Source organism: Micromonospora sp. WMMD708 (assembly GCF_049315245.1).
GTDB classification, from domain to species: Bacteria; Actinomycetota; Actinomycetes; order Mycobacteriales; family Micromonosporaceae; genus Micromonospora; species Micromonospora wenchangensis.
Genome location: NZ_CP186060.1, coordinates 4,901,525 through 4,920,458, shown reverse-complemented (window position 1 = coordinate 4,920,458; position 18,934 = coordinate 4,901,525). Strand labels below are relative to the sequence as shown.

Genomic DNA, 18,934 nt, shown 5'->3' with positions numbered 1-18,934 from the left:
CGGCCGGACCGCCGCGCCGGACCGGCCGCCCGTCCCGCCCGCTGCCGGGCCGGGAACCTCAGTCGGGCGTGCGGACCGGCAGCGGGGCGGTCCACGGTGAGCTGCCGACCACGTTGAACGTACGGACCCGGTAGTGGTAGGTGACCCCGCGGGTCAGGCCGGTGTTGGTGAAGCTGCGGCCGGTGACGGTGAAGCTGGCCACCTCCCGGTCGAACGCCGGGTCCACCGCCCGCTGCACCACGAACCCGGCTCCCGGGCCGGTCGGGGCGTCCGCCGCCCAGGTCACCGACACCGTCGCCGTGTCCGGCGCGGGGAGGCCCACCGTCGCGGTGAGCCGCGTCGGCAGCTCCGGCACCGGTGGGGTGGTCACCGTCGCCACCGTCGACCACGGTGACGCCGCGCCGAGGTAGGTGGCCCGGACCCGGTAGTAGTACGTGGTGTCCGGGGCGACCGCCGGATCGAGGTGGTGGTCGGCCACCGGCACGGCGGTGGTGCCCGGACCGCTGGTGAAGGTCGGGTTGGTGGCCCGCTGCACGTCGAGCCCGGTGGCGAAGGAGCGGTTCACCCAGCGCAACGCCACCCGCAGCGGGGCCGCCGGTGGCACCGTCGCGGCCAGCCCTCCCGGCGCGGGCAGGCGCACCGACGCCGGGCTGCTGTTCGACCAGGCGGAGCAGCCGGCCGCGTTCTCGGCCCGGATGCGGTAGTGGTAGGTCACGCCGGGGGTGACGCTGGCGTCGGTGTACCGGGTCGCGGTCGCCGCCACGGTGATGGTGGTCAGGCCGGCGGTGAAACCGGCGTCGGTGGCCCGCTGGAGCAGATGACCGGTGGCCGCCGGCCGGCTGCCGTTGCCCGTCCAGGCCAACGCGATCGCCGGCAGCGCGGTCGCCGAGCCGGGCACCGGGGTCGCGGTCAGCCCGGTCGGCGCGCGCGGCGACACCCGCAGCACCAGCGGCCGGCTCATGCCCAGGTCCCGCAGCCCCGCCGCGCCGCTTACCCAGCGGAACTCCCAGCCCAGGTTGACCTGTTGGTTGACCACGATCGCCGGCCGGCCGTCGCAGGGGCTTACCCCGGCGTCGAGGCGTACCCCGGCGGGTCGGGTCGGGTCGAGCAACCGCAGGCTGTCGGCGACCTTGAACGGCAGCGGCGGCACCTCGGGCCGCAGCGCCACCACCACGTCCTCGGCCGGGTTGACCCGGACGGTCTGCTTCCAGCCCCGCTCCCCGCCGTCGGGGGCGCGGACCGTGCCGTCCCCGCCGATCCGGTTGACCACCTGCACGTCGCAGCCGTCGAAGCGGACCGGGTGGGTCTGCCGGCCGGTTCCGCTGATCCGCCACACCTGGATGCCGTCGGCCGGGTCGGCCGGTCCCACCGTCGGGTCGGCGGCGACGAGGATCTCCGTCGCCGGGTCGGTCGGGCCGAGCGGCAGGGTCACCGGCCCCAGCGGGCCGGCACCCGGATGGGGTACGCCGAGCCGGCCGGCCCGCCGCCCGTACTCCGGCTCGAAGACGGTCCCCACGGTCTTGACCTGGATCGGCAGGGTGACCGGCGCGGTGCCGCCCGGCGGGGTGAAGGTGAGCGAGGTGGCCTGCGGGCAGGCGGCCGTCGCCCGCCCGGTGGTGGTGCCGAACGCCGGGTCGTACACGGGGTGCGGCACCACCGGCGGTCGCTGGCTGGCGGCGTACGCGGCGGGCAGCCGCTCGGCCAGCCGGTCCAGGTCGTACCGGCGGCCGGGGGTGCCGGCCACCCGGAACTGGAGCACGGTACGGGTGTTCGGGCCGTACCCGGGCAGGGTGCCGGGGCCGCCGCCCTCGGCGCGCCGGTCCCCGGCGGCGGTGTGCCGGTCGTAGCGGGGGTCGAAGCCGGGCAGCGGGGCCGGACAGTCGTTGTAGAGCAGCACCGTCGCGCCGGGCGGCAGGGTGGAGAAGTCGACGATCACGTCGGCCCGTTCGCCGGGGGCGAGCAGCAGCGCGGCCGAGTCGACGTTGAGCACCGTCGGGTCGCGGCGGTCGTAGCGGTAGCCGACCGGCCGGTTGGGCAGCACCACCGGGGCGGGGAGCAGCCCGCACTCGTTGCCGATCTGGATCATGGACGGCCCGGCGGCGGCCGGGTCGGGCACCCCGCCGTCGCGTCCGTCGGTGGGCCAGTCGGCCGGCCGGCCGGGGGCGCGGACCGCGTCCACCATGGGCACCTCACCGGCGTCGGCGTCGGCGAGGCTGCCGTCGGACCGCCACATCGGCCCGTCGGAGCGGGCCCGGTAGAGCTGGAGGTTGAGCGACCGGTCGGCGCAGCCGTTGACGATCCGGAACCGGTACGCCGTCGGCCGCACCCGCAGGTACGGGTAGGCGACCCCGTTGACCAGCATGGTGTCCCCGTACGCCTCGGGCACGGCGCTGGGGTGCGGCACCCCGGGTGCCTGTGGCGGCTCCTGCGGGGCGGCCACCGGATCGTGGTGCGGGTTGTCCACCGGGCCGACCCGGGGCCCGTCCCCGCCGGGCAGCCACGGGCCGTAGTCCCAGCGGCCGGTGGGGTTGCGCCCGCCGTCCCGGTACGGGTCCTGCCGGGGCTGGTAGACGTGCGGGTGCCACAGGTTGCCCCGGGTGCCCCAGCGGTCCCGGTCCCAGGTGGGGTCCTCGGCGGCGAGTTGGGCGTCGTCGGGGACGAAGGTGCGGTCCTGGATCACCAGCGGGACCTGGTCGGCGGGGAGCACCCCGTCGGCGGTCAACTCCTCCTCGACCGGGTCGGTGAGCAGGTAGAGGGCGAACTGGCCGGACAGGACGGTCAACCGGGACAGGCCGAGGGTGTTGTCGTGCAGGCACATCAGGCGGCCGCTCTGCGCGTTCGGGTAGTAGAGCGTGGTGGCTCCCGCCCCCGGCGGCGGCATGTCCGGCACGTGGGCCAGGCCCGGTCCGGTCGGGTACGGGGTGATCTCGCCGGCCGGGGTCACCCACTGCCACGGGTTGCCGGCGCTGATCCAGCCCGTGTGCGCGCCGGACAGGTGCGGCACGGCCCGGTTCTGCGGGTAGGGTGCCGGTCCCTCCAGCGGTCCCGCCCCGGCTCCGGGGAGGCTGGTGTCGACAGGCAGGAAGAGGTCGCCGGCCGGGCCGGTGGGGAGCTGGTTGATGAACTTGATCCGGACCGGCCGGCCCCGCCGCGCCACGATCAGCGGGCCGAGGTGGTAGGGCCGGTCGGGCGGGGCGACGGTGTTGTGGCCGTCCGGGTCGGTGCCCAGGTTGAGCTGGCGGTAGCCGCGCAGCCGGGTGGTGGGCAGGTCCCGGTGCAGCCGCTGGGTGTACTCGGCCAGCCCGATCTCGTAGTAGTCGCAGCCCGGCCAGCTCACCGTGTCCGGGGTGGCGACCGGCAGGTAACCGCCCAGTTCGGTGCGGCCGGCCGGGCCGGGCAGCGGCAGCGCGTCGACGAACTTGCGCAGGCCGGTGCCGGTGAGCACCCGGCCCTGCGGGTCGCGTACCGGCAGCGGGCTGCCGGCGAAGTTGGGCACCGGGCCGAAGCAGCGCGGCACGGCGGCCGGGTCGAGGGTCGCCGGGGCGGGATCGGGTTCGCCGGTGCGGGCGGCCGGCACGGTGGGCCGGTCGGGCCGGTGGAGGCGGACGACCCGGGTCGTCCAGTGCGGTCGCAGTCTGCGGAACAGGGTCATGGCTCTCCCCGGGCACGGGGACCCGCCGCCCCCACCCCGGCGTGGTGGGCGGTCGCGTCCGATGGTCACGAACGGTGAGCGCTCCACCGCAGCATGCGACGTCGGCGGCCGGATAGGAATTACCCATTCGTCCGTGTCTGCGGGTTGTCCCGTCAGGCGGGAGGTGTTCCCGGGCCGGCCGGCGGTGGGGCCGGCTGACAGGTCGGGCACCAGTAGGTGACCCGGTCACCCAGGTCCTCCTTGGCGATGGCGGTGCCGCAGCGGCGGCACGGCTGGGCCCGCCGGCCGTACACGTAGCTGGTCTGGCCCCGGCGCAGCGAACCGGTGGTGCTCTGGGTCCACCGGCCCCGGTTGGCGGCCAGCAGCCGCTGGGCCAGGGCCACCGTGCCGGGCAGGTCGGGCACCGCGCCGACCGGCGTCCACGGCGAGATTCCGCGCAGGAACAGCAGCTCGCACTTGTAGAGGTTGCCCACCCCGGCCAGGTTGCGCTGGTCGAGCAGCGCCTCGCCGATGGTCACCCCGGGTGCGGCGGCCAGCCGGCGGACCGCCTCGGCCGGGTCCCAGTCCGCGCCGAGCAGGTCGGGACCGAGGTGCCCGAGCAGGCGCTCCTCCCCGGCGGTGGGCAGCAGGGCCAGCTCGTGCAGGTGGTAGCCGACCGCCACCGCCTCCGCGCTGCGCAGCACCGCCCGGATCAGGTGCGCCGGCCGGGCCGTCCAGCGTTCGCCCGGGGCGTACGCCCGCCAGACGCCGTCCATCCGCAGGTGGGAGTGGAGGGTCCAGGCGGTGGTCGAGGCCACCGGGGCCGGTGCGGTCAGCCGCAGCAGTAGGTGCTTGCCCCGGCTGGCCGACTCCGCCACCGTCCAGCCGGTCAGGTCGGTGGTGGCCAGTGCGGGCACCCGGAAGTCGCTGCCGGTGAGCCGGGCCCCGGCGAGGGCGCGGTGCAGGACGCGGGCGGTGTTCCAGACGGTGTCTCCCTCGGGCACCCCAGCATTCTCCCTCGTCCGAACAGGATTCGCATGTATCGCTATTTGTAGCGTACTTCCTGTCGATCTACGAAAAAATGCACTATGAAGGGGTCTTGAGGAGAATATTATGGCCTTTGGCCCTTGTCGTCCCCCATCGTCCCTGTTGGTCGGTCTGCTGACCCTGACCCTGGCCGGTGGTCTCGTCCCGACCGCCGCGACCGCCGCACCCCGTACCCCCGGCCAGAGCACCGGCCACGCCGCCGCCCCAGCCGCACCCACCGGCGGGGAGCACTGGACCGTCGACCTCGCCGTGGCCGGCGGCGACGACGTCAACGTCCGCTTCGGTGCCGGCCTGCTGCGCCTCGCCGACCCCCACCCGACCCGGCGCACCCGGCCCGCCGCCCTCGGCGTGCCGGTCGCCGAGGGGGTGCTGCTCGCCCCCGCGCGTACCCTCGCCGGTCCGGCCAACCGGGTCCGCGTCGACCTCACCGCCGAGGCGGCCACCGGTGCCACCGTCGGCGTCCAGGTGCGCGGCTGGCGGGCCACCGGCTGGACCGAGTGGCGGGAGGCCGGCACCGGGCCGGCCGTCTTCGACCGCCCGGTCACCCGGGTCCAGGCCCGGGTGCTGCTCACCACCCGCGACGCGCACGCCGCCGCAGCGGTACGCGCGGTACGGCTCACCGCCGACACCGGCACCACCGCCGCCCCGGCCCCCACCGCCGTCCGCAGCTACCGGGTCTTCGCCACCCGGGAAGGCGAGGTCGGCGGGGTCACCGCCAACGGGCACACCATCGCACCCCGGGACCACTTCGTCGCCCTGCCGTCCCGACGCGGACTGTCCCCGATCGGCACCGGTGACTACACCGTGCGGGTCTGCACCACCAGCGGCAGCCGCTGCGAGTACGCACCCGTCTGGGACGTCGGCCCGTGGAACACCCGCGACGACTACTGGAACCCCGCCGCCGTCCGGGAGAACTGGAAGGACCTGCCGCAGGGGCGACCCGAGGCACAGGCCGCCTACCAGTACGGCTACAACGGCGGCAAGGACCAGTTCGGGCGTACCGTGCTGAACCCCGCCGGCATCGACCTCGCCGACGGCACCTTCTGGGACGGCCTGCTGCTCACCGACAACGCCTGGGTCGACGTGACGTACCTGTGGACCGGCAGCGGACCGCGCGGCGTCGTCGGCTCCGGGCCGCTCAACGTCCGTACCGGCCCCGGCACCTCGTACCCGGTGCGGGGGCTCGCCGCCACCCACGCCAACGTGCCCATCCAGTGCTACGTCACCGGGCAGACGGTCGCCGGGACGTACCGGACCACCAACAGGTGGAACCGGCTGGCCGGTGGCCAGTACGTCAGCCACGCGTACGTGTCCACGGTGTACGGCGGCACCGTGTCCCGCTGCTGAACCGGTACGCCGCCCCCGCCACCGACCAGCCGGGTCGGGGGCGGGGGTGGCTCAGGGCCGCTCGTCCGGGCGGGGCGGGCGGACCATGTCCTGGTAGCGGGGGTGGCTGGCGCCGTACACGGCGAAGTTCAGCCGGGCGTGGGTGAGGCTCAGGTCACCATTGGGACCGCCCCGCACCACGTCGGCATCGGCGTCGCCCTGGCCGTCATCGGTCCAGAAACAGACCGGACAGGTGCCCCCACCCGTCCGGGACGCACAACAGGGACAGCCCACCGGAACCCACACTTCACCCACCGCAGCAGCATTCCACACCGGACGCCCGACAGGGAGCGCAGCTCACCCTCCGGAGCGCCCCCGCACCGTCACCGTCGCACCGGGGGCCACCCCCAGCAGGTCCACCGCCCGGCCGCCGTTGCGGGCCACCGCCACCAGGCCGGCGGAGTCGACGAGCACGACCAGCTCCCCGGCCGGCGCGTCGGCGAACGTCGCGCCCCGCAGCGCCGGATGGCCGTCGACCCGTACCGTGCCGGGCAACCCCGCCAGCAGGTCGGCCCCGGCGGCGAGCTGCACGTTGCCGAAGTGGTCCACGGTGAGCACCTCGGCGGTGAACCCGTCGGCCTCCCGACGCAGCACCGGCGCGGGCAGGGTCACCAGGCCGGCCGGATCGACGGGCGGGCCCGCGTCGGCCGGCGGGTCGCCGAGCGCCAGCCGGGCCGCCACCGGGGCGAACACGTCCCGGCCATGGAAGGTGCGCGACACCTCCGCCGCCACCCACCCCGGCGCGGTCAACTCGACCGCCGCGGTGACCCCGCCCAACGCCTGCGCCGCCGCCGGCAGCAGCCCGTTGTCCGGCCCGACCAGCAGGCCGCCCGGTGTCACCAGCGCCACCCCGCGCCGGGCGGTGCCCACCCCCGGGTCCACCACCGCCACATGCACCCCGTACGGCAGGTACGGCACCGCCTGGGCGAGCACCGCCGCACCGCGCCGGACGTCGCCCGCCGGCACCAGGTGGGTCACGTCGATCACCCGGGCGGCCGGGGCGATCCGGCCGATCACCCCGTGGCAGACGGCGACGAACCCGTCGGTGAGCCCGTAGTCGGTGGTCAGCGAGATCCAGGGGGTCGGGGTCATGCCGGCAGGCTAGTGCGGTGACGCTCTATCACTGACCGGACACCCCGATCGACCGACCGGCCGGTGCCGGGCGCGCACCCGGTTCGGCAGACTGCCGGGGTGACGAAACGCCTTCGCCTCCTGCCCGTGACCACCACCGTCCTGCTCGCGCTGGCCCTCGCCGGCTGCGGTGACGATCCCGGCGACGAACGCGACGGCGGGGCGTGGGCCGACGGCCGGTCGAAGGCCCCGGCCACCAGCGAGGCGCCCCCGGCCGACGGCCCACCGAAGGCCGGGAAGGCGGGCAGCACGCCCCGGGAGAGCCCCTCCACCCCGCCGTTCGTGCTGCCGACCAAGCAGACCAGCGCCCCCGCCGCCCGCAAGGTGGTCGACGCGTTCAAGGCCGCCGGCCTCAAGGTGCCCGACCCGCGAGACCGCTCCAAGGACTGCGGCCCCGACGGTACGGGTGTCGGCTGCGCCCAACTGCTGGTCACCGACACCGTCTCGGTGTACGTCTTCCCCGACGAGGCGAGCGCCACCAACCAGACCGACGTGTGGGGGACCAAGGCGTACCGGGCCGGTGCGGTGGTGCTCAACTACCTGGGCACCCGGACCAGCGCCGCCGAGCAGAAGCGCTACAACGACGTCCTGGCGAAGCTCGGCTGACCCCGCCCGCCGCCGGTCGGGTGGCCCGGCCGGCGACGCGGGGTGGGCCGCCCGGTCAGCCGCGTAGCCGCAGGCCCCGGGGGGTGGCCCGGAACCCGGCGGCGGTGAGCGCGTCGTGCAGCGGCGAGGAGTGCACCGCCCCGCCGTCGGCACGCTCCACCGACATCGCCCCCAACGCGCCGGAGTGCACCGCGTCGGCCAGCGCCTTCCCGGCGGCGGCCAGCGCGTCGGCATCGTCGGTGAAGGAGAGGATCGTCCGGCCGCCCCGCTCGACGTAGAGGGCCAGCCCGCCGCCGACCAGCACCACCACCGCACCGGCCTTGCGGCCGGCCCGGTGCCCGCTGCCCGGGGCGGTGCCGTCACCGGAGTCGACGGCCCGCTCCGGCCACGGCAGCGCCGCGCCGTACGGGTTGGCCGGGTCGGTGGCGGCGAGCACCGTGGTCGGCCCGTCGCCGCGCCCGGTGTCGGCCGGCTCGGCCAACGCCCGCAACCGGTCCACCGCCCCGGGCACCGCGAACTGCGCCGCGCCCAGCCCCTCCACGAAGTAGCCGCGCCGGGCCGCGCCGCGTTCCTCCAGCGCGGCGAGCACCGGGTAGACGGCGGCGAACCCGCCCACCACCTGCTCGGCCACCACCGCGCCCCGGGTAACCACCCCGTGCCGGTCGAGCAGCAGGTCGGCCAGGGCGGCGGCCCGCCGGGTCGGGTCGGTGTCCCGCTCCGGCAGCCGCGACCAGCGTCCGGCCACCGTGGGCGGACCGCCCCGGCTGGGCAGCGCCACCCGACCCGGGCGGCGGTACCGGGTTCGGGGGGCCGCCGGACGGGACCGGTGCGCCCCGCCCGCGCCGAGCGCCGCCCGCAGCGGGGCCAGGGTGTCGTTGGTGAGCCGGCCCGCCCAGACCAGGTCCCAGATCGCCGCGCTGAGAGCAGCGTCGTCCGTGGAGCCGACCCGGTCGGCGAGCGAACGGAAGAACAGCGCCTGGCCGTCGGCGAGCGTGTCCAGCACGGCGTCGTGCAGCGGGGTGCCGACGAAGCCGTCGTCCGGCGGGAGGAGCAGCAGCGGCGCGACGTCCGCGTACGCCAGGGTGATCCACCCGTCGCCGCCGGAGATCGCCCCCGAACCGGCCCAGACCACCTCCCCACCGGCACACAGCTCGTCGAGCTGGGCGGGGGAGTAGTCGGCGACCCGGGCGGGCAGCACCAGCCGTTCCCACGCCGACGCCGGCACCGCCGTGCCCTGCAACTGCTCGACGGCGGCGGCCACCGCCTCCACCCCGCGCGCCGACGAGCCGATCTGCTGCCAGCGCGGCAGGAAGCCGGCCAGCACCCGGGGCGGTACCGGCTCGATCTCCCGGCGTAGCGCGGCGAGCGACCGGCGGCGCAGCAGTCGCAGCACCTCGGCGTCGCACCACTGGGTGCCGACGCTGTCCGGGGCGAACTCGCCGGAGACCACCCGCCCGGTCGCGCCGAGCCGGCGTAACGCCTGCTCCACCACGAACACCCCGAGCCCGAACCGGGCGGCGCAGGTGGCGGCGGCGAACGGCCCGTGGGTGCGGGCGTACCGGGCTACCAGGTCGCCGAGCGGGTCGGCCACCGGCGTCAGGTACGCCTCGGCCACCCCCACCGGCAGCGCCACCCCGAGCGCGTCGCGCAGCCGGGCCGCGTCCTCGATGCCCACCCAGCGGTCCGCACCGGCGATGCGGACCCGCAGCACCCGGCGGGCCGCCGCCAGCCCGGTCAGCCAGTCCTCCGGTACGCCCCGCTCGGAAAGCTCCGCTGCGGTCAGGTCGCCGACGACCCGCAGCAGCTCGACCACGTCCTCGGCGTCGCGGGGGCGACGCTGCTCGGTGCGCCAGCGCAACTGCCGTTCGGTCTCGGCGAGCACCGCCGGATCGAGCAGCTCGCGCAGGTCGACCCGGCCGAGCAGCTCGCCGAGCAGCGCCGAGTCCAGCGCCAGCGCGGCGGCCCGGCGTTCGGCCAGCGGGGCGTCCCCCTCGTAGAGGAACGCGCCGACGTAGCCGAAGAGCAGCGACCTGGCGAACGGCGAGGGGCGTTCGCTCTCGACCTCGACCAGGCGGACCTTGCGGCTGGCCAGGTCGCGCATCAGCTCGGCCAGGGCGGGCTGGTCGAAGACGTCCTGCAGGCACTCCCGGGCGGCCTCCAGGGTGACCGGGAAGTCGGCGTACTCGCGGGCCACGTCGAGGAGCTGGGCGGCGCGTTGGCGTTGCTGCCACAGCGGTTGCCGGCGGCGCGGGTCCCGCCGGGGCAGCAGCAGCGACCGGGCGGCGCACTCGCGGAACCGGGCGGCGAACAGCGCGGAGGTGCCCACCGAATCCTCGACCAGTTGGGCGATCTCGTCGGGGGCGAACACCACCACGTCGGCCCCGGGCGGCTCGTCGGCGGTATCCGGCAGCCGCACCACGATCCCGTCGTCGGAGGGCATGACCTGGGCGTCCACCCCGTAGCGTTCGGCCAGCCGGCGGCCGATCGCCAACGCCCACGGGCCGTTGACCCGGGCCCCGAGCACGCTGTGCACGGCGAGCCGCCAGTCGCCCAGCTCGTCGCGGAACCGCTCCACCAGCACCGTGCGGTCGTCGGGTAGCGAGCGGGTGGCGGCCTGCTGTTCCCGCAGGTAGGCCAGCAGGTTGTCGGCCGCCCAGTCGTCCAGGCCACCGGCGCGCAGCGCGTCGCGGGCGGTGGTGTCGTCCTGGCGCAGCAACGCCCGGACCCGGCTGCCGATGGCCCGGCCCAGCTCGACCGGCCGGCCCAACTGGTCACCCTTCCAGAAGGGCATCCGGGCGGCCTGGCCGGGCGCGGGGGAGACCAGCACCCGGTCGGGGGTGATCTCCTCGATCCGCCAGGACGACGAGCCGAGCAGGAAGACGTCGCCGACCCGGGACTCGTAGACCATCTCCTCGTCGAGCTCGCCGACCCGGGCGGCGCGTTCCGCCCCGGCCAGGAAGACCCCGAACAGGCCCCGGTCGGGGATGGTGCCGCCGCTGGTGACGGCGAGGCGCTGGGCCCCCGGGCGGCCGGTGAGCACGTCGGTGGCCCGGTCCCAGACCAGCCGGGGCCGCAGCTCGGCGAAGGCGGTCGACGGGTAGCGGCCGGAGAGCATGTCGAGCACCGCGTGCAACGCCGAGTCGGGCAGCTCGGCGAAGGGCGCGGCCCGGCGGACCAGCACCGCCAGGTCGTCGAGCGACCAGGGTTCGAGGGCGACCATGGCGACGATCTGCTGGGCGAGCACGTCGAGCGGGTTGCGCGGGTAGTGCAGCTCCTCGATCGCGCCGGCCGCCATCCGCTCGGCGACCACGGTGCAGGAGAGCAGGTCGCCCCGGTGCTTGGGGAAGACCACGCCCCGGGACACCGCGCCCACCTGGTGCCCGGCGCGGCCGACCCGTTGCAGGCCGGCCGCGACGCTCGGTGGGGCCTCGATCTGCACCACCAGGTCGACCGCGCCCATGTCGATGCCCAACTCCAGGCTGGAGGTGGCGACCACGGCGGGCAGCCGGCCGGATTTGAGCGCCTCCTCGATCTGCTTGCGTTCCTCCCGGGAGACGCTGCCGTGGTGGGCGCGGGCGATCACCGCCTCCGCGCCGGTCGCCGTGCCCGACTGGGCCATCACCTCGGCCGGGGGGCGGGGTGTCCGCAGCGGCCCCACCGGGCCGCCCCACCGCTGCGCCCCGCCCGGCCCGTCTGCTTCGCCCGGCCCGTTGTCCGCCCCGCCCGGCCCGTCGCCCGCACCGGCGGTCGAGGCGGCCCCGGCGGCTTCCCGTTCCTCGGTGGCCAGCTCGTTGAGCCGGGCGCAGAGCCGCTCGGCGCTGCGCCGCGAGTTGGTGAACACGATGGTCGAGCGGTGCGCCCGGATCAGTGCGAAGACCCGTTCCTCGACGGCCGGCCAGATGGACGCCCGGCGGGGACCGGGGCCGCCGAGAGTGTCGTCCGGCGGCTGCTCGGTCTCGTCGAGCCGGGTCATGTCCTCCACCGGGACCTGGACACTCACCTCGATCGTCTTGGGGGTGGCCGGCTGGACCACGTCGACCGGGTGGGCGCCGCCGAGGAAGCGGGCGCACGCGTCGATCGGCCGGACGGTGGCGGACAGACCGATCCGCTGGGCGGGCCGGGCCAGCAGCCCGTCGAGGCGTTCCAGGGAGAGTGCGAGGTGGGCGCCGCGCTTGGTGCCGGCGACGGCGTGCACCTCGTCGAGGATGACCGTCTCCACACCGCGCAGCGACTCCCGGGCGGCGGAGGTGAGCAGCAGGAACAACGACTCAGGGGTGGTGATGAGGATGTCCGGCGGGGTGCGGGCGAAGGCCCGCCGCTCGTCGGCGGGGGTGTCGCCGGTACGCATTCCGACGGTGATGTCCGGTGGTGTCACGCCGAGCCGGGTGGCGGCCTGCCGGATGCCGGCGAGCGGGGCGCGGAGGTTGCGTTCGACGTCGACCGCGAGCGCCTTGAGCGGGCTGACGTAGAGCACCCGGCAACGGTGCCGGGCGTCGTCCGGGGGTGGCGCGTCGGCCAGCCGGTCGAGCGACCAGAGGAACGCCGCGAGGGTCTTGCCCGAGCCGGTGGGCGCGACCACCAGGGCGTTGCGGCCGGCGGCGATCGAACGCCAGGCACCGGTCTGGGCGGCGGTGGGAGCGGCGAAGGCGGCGGTGAACCACTCCCGGGTGGCCGGACCGAACCCGGCCGGGACCGCCGCCCCGCCCGTCACGCCCTGTCGCCCCGTCACGCCCCCATCCTGCCCCGACGGTATGACACTCCGCCGAAACCGCTGCCGTTCTGCCTGGCTAAGAGAAAATTGCACGCTGATTGTACGTTTTGCGCTTTAAGTCTTACTTAACTGCTTGCTAGTGACCCACAACATAAAGTAACTTCTCCCGGAAAGCTGCACCAGGTGAAAGGAATCGGATGTTCGTCGAGGAGCGTGGCCCGACGCCCGGCACCGACGTGCTCATCCGCAAGGTCGAAGGTCACCTCACCGCCCTGCGGACCAGTCTGCGCGGCCCCGAGCTGGCGCTCGCCGAGCGTCTCGCCGACAGCCTGCGGGAGTTGGTCGTCTCCACCGCCCAGTCCAGCGCCGCCGACCGGGGGCAGGTGCGGGTCGCCGTGCACTACTTCGTGCTCCGCCGGGAGAGTCGCGGCGCGATGCTGCCGGTGCGTTCGCTCGCCGTCGCCCAGCGGGTGGTCGACAAGGTCGCCCTCCAGCTCGGCCGTCCCGACCTGCTCGTCGAGCGCCGGCGTGCCCTGACGCCCGCGCTGCCCGGTGGTGACACAGCCACCGGTTGACCGGACGATTTCCCCGAAAAGGCCCCATAGCGGGCGGAACTGGCGTGTGATCGGTGCTGGCCGGACAACTCGCCCGGCGCGCGCCGCCAGTTCGACGGGGAGGACGCGTGCTCGTACTGCTGCTCCTCCATCTGGTGGCGGCGCTCGTCGCGCCACTGCTGGTCCGCTGGTGGGGCCCGCGTGCCTGCTACCCGCTGGCGCTGGTGCCCGCCGCCGCCCTCGGCTGGGCGTTGATCCGCACCCCGGCGGTCCGTGACGGCGGCGCGGTCGTCGAGACGTACCACTGGATCGGCCAGCTCGACCTCGACGTGGCGTTGCGGATGACGACGCTGTCCTGGCTGATGACCCTGCTGGTCGGCGGGGTCGGCGCGCTCGTCCTGGTCTACTGCGGCCGGTACTTCGCGCCCGGCTCGGCGGGCCTGCCCCGGTTCGTCGCGGTGCTGGTCGCCTTCGCCGGAGCCATGCTCGGCCTGGTCCTCTCCGACGACCTGCTGCTGCTCTACGTCTTCTGGGAACTCACCACCGTCTTCTCCTACCTGCTCATCGGGCACAGCACCGAGCGCCGCTCCAGCCGCTGGGCGGCGGCCCAGGCGCTCACCGTCACCACCCTCGGTGGCCTGGCCATGCTGCTCGGCTTCCTGATCCTCGGCGGGCACGCCGGCAGCTACCGCTGGTCGGAGATCGCCGCCGCGCCACTGCCCGGCGGCGGGACGCTGGTCGCCGCGACGCTGCTGATCCTGACCGGCGCGCTGGCCAAATCGGCGATCGTGCCGTTCAACGGCTGGCTGCCGGTGGCGATGGCCGCACCCACCCCGGTCAGCGCCTACCTGCACGCGGCGGCGATGGTCAAGGCCGGCGTCTACCTGATCGGCCTGCTCGCCCCGGTGCTCGCCGGCACCGGCCCGTGGCGGCCGGTGCTGCTCACCCTCGGCCTGGTCACCATGCTCGTCGGCGGCTGGGCGGCGCTGCGCCAGTGCGACCTGAAACTGCTGCTCGCCTACGGCACGGTCAGCCAGCTCGGCCTGCTGACCGTGACGATCGGCACCGGCAGCGCCGACGCCGCGCTCGCCGGGGTCGCGATGCTGCTCGCCCACGCCCTGTTCAAGGCCGCCCTGTTCCTCGTCGTCGGCATCATCGACCACGACGTCGGCACCCGTGACCTGCGGGAACTGTCCGGCCTCGGCCGCCGGGCCCCGGCGCTGGCGGTGGTCGCCACGCTCGCCGCCGCCTCGATGGCGGGCGTGCCGCCGCTGCTCGGCTTCGTCGCCAAGGAGGCGGTCTTCACCGCCCTGGCCACCCGCCCGGTGGTGCTCGCCGGGCTGGTCCTGGGCACCGTACTCACCGTCGCCTACAGCATCCGCTTCCTCTGGGGCGCCTTCGCCACCCGCCCCGGCATCCCCGAAGCCGCCCCGGAGCCGGTGCCGTGGCCGATGCTCGCCCCACCCGCCCTGCTCGCGGTCGCCGGGCTGGTCGCCGGCCCGGCCGCCGCCGCGCTGAACGGCCTGCTCGACCCGTACGCGGGACTCTTCGGCCCGCCGCACGCCACGCTCGCCCTCTGGCACGGCCTGACCCCCGCCCTCGTCCTGTCCGCACTCGCCCTGGCCGGCGGGGCCTTGCTGCACGCGGTACGCGGCCCGCTCGCCCCGGCGCTGGCCCGGTGGAAGCTGCCGTTCACCGGCAACCAGGGGTACGAGTGGGCCACCCACCGGTTCGACCGGCTCGCCATCGAGGTCACCGGGGCCACCCAGCGCGGCTCGCTGCCGCTGTACCTGGGCACCGTCCTGCTGGCCCTGGTGCTGGTGCCGGGTGCCGCGCTGCTCAGCACCGGCCCGTGGCGGACCCGGATCGCGGTCTGGGACAGCCCGCTGCAACTGGTCGTGGGGCTGGTCATCGGGGTCGCGGCGGTCTTCGCGGTCAACGCCCGCCGGCGGCTGACCGCGATGCTGCTGGTCGGGGTGACCGGCTACGGCACCGCCATGCTGTTCGTGCTCTACGGGGCACCCGACCTGGCGCTGACCCAGTTCCTGGTGGAGACCGCCACCATCGCCGTGTTCGTGCTGGTGCTGCGTCGGTTGCCGGAACGGTTCTCGGCCCGGCCGCTGCGCCGCAGCCGGTGGGCCCGCCGGGTGCTCGGCATCGCCGTGGGCGTGGTGCTGGCCGGGCTGGCGCTGGTCGCCTCCGGGGCCCGGACCGCCGTGTCCGTCTCCACCGCCTTCCCGGCGCTCGCCGTCGCCGAGGGGCACGGCCGCAACGTGGTCAACGTGACCCTGGTGGACATCCGGGCCTGGGACACCATGGGCGAGATCTCGGTGCTGGTGGTGGCCGCCACCGGGGTGGCCAGCCTGATCTTCGAGCGGTCCCGCACCGGGCCGCGACCGCGGCGGGTGGAACCCGCCGCACCCGGCCACGGCGACCGGCCGGTCTGGCTGCGGGGCGGGGCCACCCTGCACGCGCGTCGCCGGTCCATCGTCTTCGAGGTGGTGACCCGGCTGCTGTTCCACACGATCGTGCTGTTCTCGCTGTTCCTGCTCTTCTCCGGCCACAACGCACCCGGCGGCGGCTTCTCCGGTGGCCTGGTGGCGAGCCTGGCGCTGGCCGTGCGCTACCTCGCCGGTGGCCGGTACGAACTGGCCGAGGCGGCCCCGGTCGGGGCGGGCACGGTGCTGGGCGCCGGCCTGGCGATCGCCGTCGGCGGGGGCGTGGTCTCCCTGCTGACCTCCGGCACCGTGCTGGCGAGCACCCGGGTCGACCTGCCGCTGCCCGGCCTCGGCGGGCCGTACCTGGTCACCTCGCTCTTCTTCGACATCGGCGTCTACCTGATCGTGGTGGGCCTGATGCTGGACATCCTGCGCAGTCTCGGCGCCGAGATCGACAGGCACATCGAGGCGGCCGGCAAATCCGACCGGGGGCTCGTCGTCGACCATGAGGGGGACCGGCGGTGAGCGACGGCGGGACGGGCCCGACGCTGGTGCTGGTGATCGCCGTGGGCGTGCTCACCGCCACCGGGGTGACCCTGCTGCTGGAGCGCAGCCTCACCCGCATCCTGCTCGGCGTCATCCTGCTCGGCAACGGGGTGAACCTGCTCATCCTGGTCGGTGGCCGCTCCGGCGGGGCACCGGTGGTGGGCACCGGCCCGGACGACGCGATGAGCGACGCGCTGCCGCAGGCCATGGTGCTCACCGCCATCGTGATCACCTTCGGGCTGACCGCCTTCCTCGCCGCCGTGGCGTACCGGAGCTGGTATCTCGGCGGCGACGACGAGGTCCAGGACGACGTGGAGGACCAGCAGATCGTCGCGCTCGCCGCCCGCAACGAGGTGCCCAACGCCGACCTCGGCGGCGAGGGGCCCGGCGACGACCCCGAGCAGGTGGACCCGGAACCGCCCCGCCGACCGGGCGGCATCCGGTGAACCGCCTCGTGCCGCTGCCGGTGGTGGTGCCGCTGCTCGGGGCCGCCCTCACCCTGATCCTGGTCAGCCGACCCCGGTTGCAGCGCACCGTCAGCGTCGTCGCCCTCGCCACCAACCTGGTGGTCGCGGTGCTGCTGCTGGTGCGGGCCCACCGGGACGGGCCGGTGGTGACCGAGGTGGGCGGCTGGCCCGCGCCGGTCGGCATCGTGCTGGTCGCCGACCAGCTCGCCGCGTTGATGCTGGTGGTCTCGTCGGCGGTCACGCTCTGCGTGCTGTTCTACTCCATCGGCCAGGGCCGTGCCGAGACCAGCGAGTCCGCGCCGGTGAGCATCTACCACCCCACCTACCTGGTGCTGACCGCCGGGATCACCAACGCGTTCCTCGCCGGTGACCTGTTCAACCTCTTCGTCGGGTTCGAGATCCTGCTCGCGGCGAGCTTCGTGCTGATCACCCTGGGCGGCACCGAGGCCCGCATCCGCACCGGGTCGACGTACGTGGTGGTCAGCATCCTCTCCTCGATGATCTTCCTGGCCGCCGTGGGACTGGTGTACGCCGCCACCGGCACCCTCAACATGGCGCAGCTCGCCGGCCGGCTCGACGCGCTGCCCGACGGCGTACGGCTGGCGTTGCAGTTGATGCTGCTGCTCGCCTTCGGTATCAAGGCGGCGCTGTTCCCGCTGTCCGCCTGGTTGCCGGACAGCTACCCGACCGCCCCGGCGCCGGTCACCGCCGTCTTCGCCGGCCTGCTCACCAAGGTCGGCGTCTATGCGATCATCCGGACCGAGACGTTGCTCTTCCCCGGCGGTGCGGCGTCCACCCTGCTGATGGTGGCGGCCGGACTGACCATGGTGGTCGGCGTGCTCGGCGCGGTCGCCCAGTCGGACATGAAGCGGCTCTTCTCGTTCACCCTGGTCAGTCACATCGGCTACATGATCTTCGGGGTGGCGTTGGGCACCACCGCCGCGCTCTCCGGCGCGATCTTCTACGTGGTGCACCACATCACCATCCAGACCACCCTGTTCCTGGTCGCCGGCCTGGTCGAGGAGCGGGCCGGCAGCACCGACATGCGCCGGCTCGGCGGGCTGGCCCGGATCGCCCCGCTGCTGGCGGTGCTCTACTTCGTCCCCGCGATGAACCTGGCCGGCATCCCCCCGTTCTCCGGCTTCCTCGGCAAGGTCGGCCTGCTCGAGGCCGGGGTGGCGCACGGCGGCGCGCTGCCCTGGGTGCTGGTCGCCGCCGGCACGCTGACCAGCCTGCTCACCCTCTACGCCGCCTCCCGGGTATGGAACATCGCGTTCTGGCGGGCCCCGCAGCTCGCCACCGCCGACCCGGTGTCCCGGCTGCCCGCGCTGATGATCGGGGCCACCGTCGCCCTGGTGGTGCTGGGGCTGGCGCTCACCGTCGCCGCCGGCCCGCTGTTCCAGGTCACCGCCGACGCCGCCGACGACCTGCGGCTGCGCACCCCGTACGTGCGGGCCGTCCTACCGGGCGGCCCGTCATGACGGGCCGGACGCGCCGGGCCGGCACGCCGTCCCCGCGGACCGGACGCCGCCGGGACCAGCTCATCGCCCTTGGCTGGCTGGTCGTGGTCTGGAACCTGCTCTGGGGGAACTTCTCCCTGCCCAACCTGCTCGCCGGCCTACTGGTCGGCGGGGCGGTGCTGGTGTTCTTCCCGCTCCCGCCGGTCTCCTTCGGCGGCCGGCTGCGGCCCCGGGCGCTGCTCCGGCTCGCCGGGGGGTTCGTCGTCGAGCTGGTCAGCGCCAGCATCCACGTCGCCGCCATCGCCGTACGCCCCGGCTTCCGCCCGCGCGGCGCGATCATCGGGGTGCGGCTGCGGGTCCGCACCGACCTGAACCTGGCGCTCACCGCCGAGCTGCTCTCCCTGGTGCCGGGCACCCTGATCGTCGAGGTCGACCGGGACGCCGGCGTCCTCTACGTGCACGTGCTCGACGTGCGGTCCCCGGCCGACCTGACCGGCAGCCGGGACCGCATCCTCGCCGTCGAGGAACGGATCGTGCGGGCCGTCGGCTCCGCCGCCGAGCTGCGGCAGCTCACCACCGAACCCACGGAGGCCCCGTGACCGTCTTTCTCGCCGTCGTCCTGACCGTGCTGCTGTCGACCACCGCGCTGCTGGCGCTGGCCCGGATCTACCGGGGCCCGTCGCTGCTGGACCGGGTCATCGCCGCCGACCTGCTGCTCGCCACCATGCTCGGTGCGGTCGGCGCGGAGGCGGCGGTGAACCGGCACGCCACCACGCTGCCGGTGCTGGTGGTGCTCTCCCTGCTCGGCTTCGTCGGCTCGGTCGCCCTGGTCCGCTTCGCCGCCCGGGAGGAGCCGTGACCCCGCCCGCCACGCGTTCAGGCCACCATCCCGTACCGGACCACGGCCGGGTGTCGGGCCGCGACCATGTGCCGGGTTCCGGCCGGGTCGGGTCGGTT

General features: G+C 75.0%; 13 protein-coding genes. 8 read left to right on the top strand and 5 right to left on the bottom strand.

Going from position 1 to position 18,934, the window contains the following annotated elements:
- Positions 1-58: 58 nt before the first annotated feature.
- Together ACN260_RS21620 and ACN260_RS21615 are read right to left on the bottom strand one after the other, a co-directional pair.
- On the bottom strand, positions 59-3,652 hold the full coding sequence (locus ACN260_RS21620; protein ID WP_422752788.1) for a fibronectin type III domain-containing protein: 3,594 nt from the start codon (positions 3,650-3,652) through the stop codon (positions 59-61).
- Between the two features lie 152 nt (positions 3,653-3,804).
- Positions 3,805-4,635 (bottom strand): zinc finger domain-containing protein, encoded by an 831-nt coding sequence (locus ACN260_RS21615; protein ID WP_422752787.1) that lies wholly within the window; start codon positions 4,633-4,635, stop codon positions 3,805-3,807.
- A 145-nt stretch (positions 4,636-4,780) separates the two neighbouring features.
- Between ACN260_RS21615 and ACN260_RS21610 the strand changes: the two genes are divergently transcribed.
- Positions 4,781-6,025, top strand: a complete 1,245-nt coding sequence (locus ACN260_RS21610; protein WP_422752786.1) for a hypothetical protein — start codon at positions 4,781-4,783, stop codon at positions 6,023-6,025.
- 51 nt (positions 6,026-6,076) lie between these two features.
- On the opposite strand, the gene ACN260_RS21605 is transcribed toward ACN260_RS21610, so the two are convergent.
- Both ACN260_RS21605 and ACN260_RS21600 read right to left on the bottom strand, forming a co-directional pair.
- Positions 6,077-6,298, bottom strand: coding sequence for a CPCC family cysteine-rich protein (locus ACN260_RS21605; RefSeq protein ID WP_240762684.1), 222 nt, complete (start codon positions 6,296-6,298; stop codon positions 6,077-6,079).
- A 63-nt stretch (positions 6,299-6,361) separates the two neighbouring features.
- Complete coding sequence (locus ACN260_RS21600; protein ID WP_422752785.1) at positions 6,362-7,156, bottom strand: SAM hydrolase/SAM-dependent halogenase family protein; 795 nt, start codon at positions 7,154-7,156, stop codon at positions 6,362-6,364.
- 126 nt (positions 7,157-7,282) lie between these two features.
- Between ACN260_RS21600 and ACN260_RS21595 the strand changes: the two genes are divergently transcribed.
- Complete coding sequence (locus ACN260_RS21595; RefSeq protein WP_422752784.1) at positions 7,283-7,801, top strand: hypothetical protein; 519 nt, start codon at positions 7,283-7,285, stop codon at positions 7,799-7,801.
- Between the two features lie 55 nt (positions 7,802-7,856).
- On the opposite strand, the gene ACN260_RS21590 is transcribed toward ACN260_RS21595, so the two are convergent.
- Positions 7,857-12,530 (bottom strand): Lhr family helicase, encoded by a 4,674-nt coding sequence (locus ACN260_RS21590; protein WP_422752783.1) that lies wholly within the window; start codon positions 12,528-12,530, stop codon positions 7,857-7,859.
- 179 nt (positions 12,531-12,709) lie between these two features.
- Between ACN260_RS21590 and ACN260_RS21585 the strand changes: the two genes are divergently transcribed.
- The 6 genes from ACN260_RS21585 to ACN260_RS21560 all read left to right on the top strand — a co-directional run bounded on the left by ACN260_RS21585 (position 12,710) and on the right by ACN260_RS21560 (position 18,836).
- Positions 12,710-13,087 carry a hypothetical protein gene (locus ACN260_RS21585; RefSeq protein WP_422752782.1) on the top strand — a complete coding sequence of 126 codons (378 nt, stop codon included), beginning with the start codon at positions 12,710-12,712 and terminating at the stop codon, positions 13,085-13,087.
- A 107-nt stretch (positions 13,088-13,194) separates the two neighbouring features.
- A complete protein-coding gene (locus ACN260_RS21580; RefSeq protein WP_422752781.1) occupies positions 13,195-16,029 on the top strand; it encodes a Na+/H+ antiporter subunit A in 2,835 nt (944 codons plus the stop codon).
- Positions 16,026-16,496: a Na(+)/H(+) antiporter subunit C gene (locus tag ACN260_RS21575; protein WP_422752780.1), complete on the top strand. Its 471-nt coding sequence runs from the start codon at positions 16,026-16,028 to the stop codon at positions 16,494-16,496. The genes ACN260_RS21580 and ACN260_RS21575 overlap by 4 nt, the downstream gene beginning before the upstream one ends.
- Positions 16,493-17,998, top strand: coding sequence for a Na+/H+ antiporter subunit D (locus ACN260_RS21570; protein WP_422752779.1), 1,506 nt, complete (start codon positions 16,493-16,495; stop codon positions 17,996-17,998). The genes ACN260_RS21575 and ACN260_RS21570 overlap by 4 nt, the downstream gene beginning before the upstream one ends.
- Positions 17,995-18,576 (top strand): Na+/H+ antiporter subunit E, encoded by a 582-nt coding sequence (locus ACN260_RS21565; protein ID WP_422752778.1) that lies wholly within the window; start codon positions 17,995-17,997, stop codon positions 18,574-18,576. The genes ACN260_RS21570 and ACN260_RS21565 overlap by 4 nt, the downstream gene beginning before the upstream one ends.
- A complete protein-coding gene (locus ACN260_RS21560) occupies positions 18,573-18,836 on the top strand; it encodes a monovalent cation/H+ antiporter complex subunit F (protein ID WP_088645615.1) in 264 nt (87 codons plus the stop codon). The genes ACN260_RS21565 and ACN260_RS21560 overlap by 4 nt, the downstream gene beginning before the upstream one ends.
- The last annotated feature ends 98 nt before the right edge of the window (positions 18,837-18,934 follow it).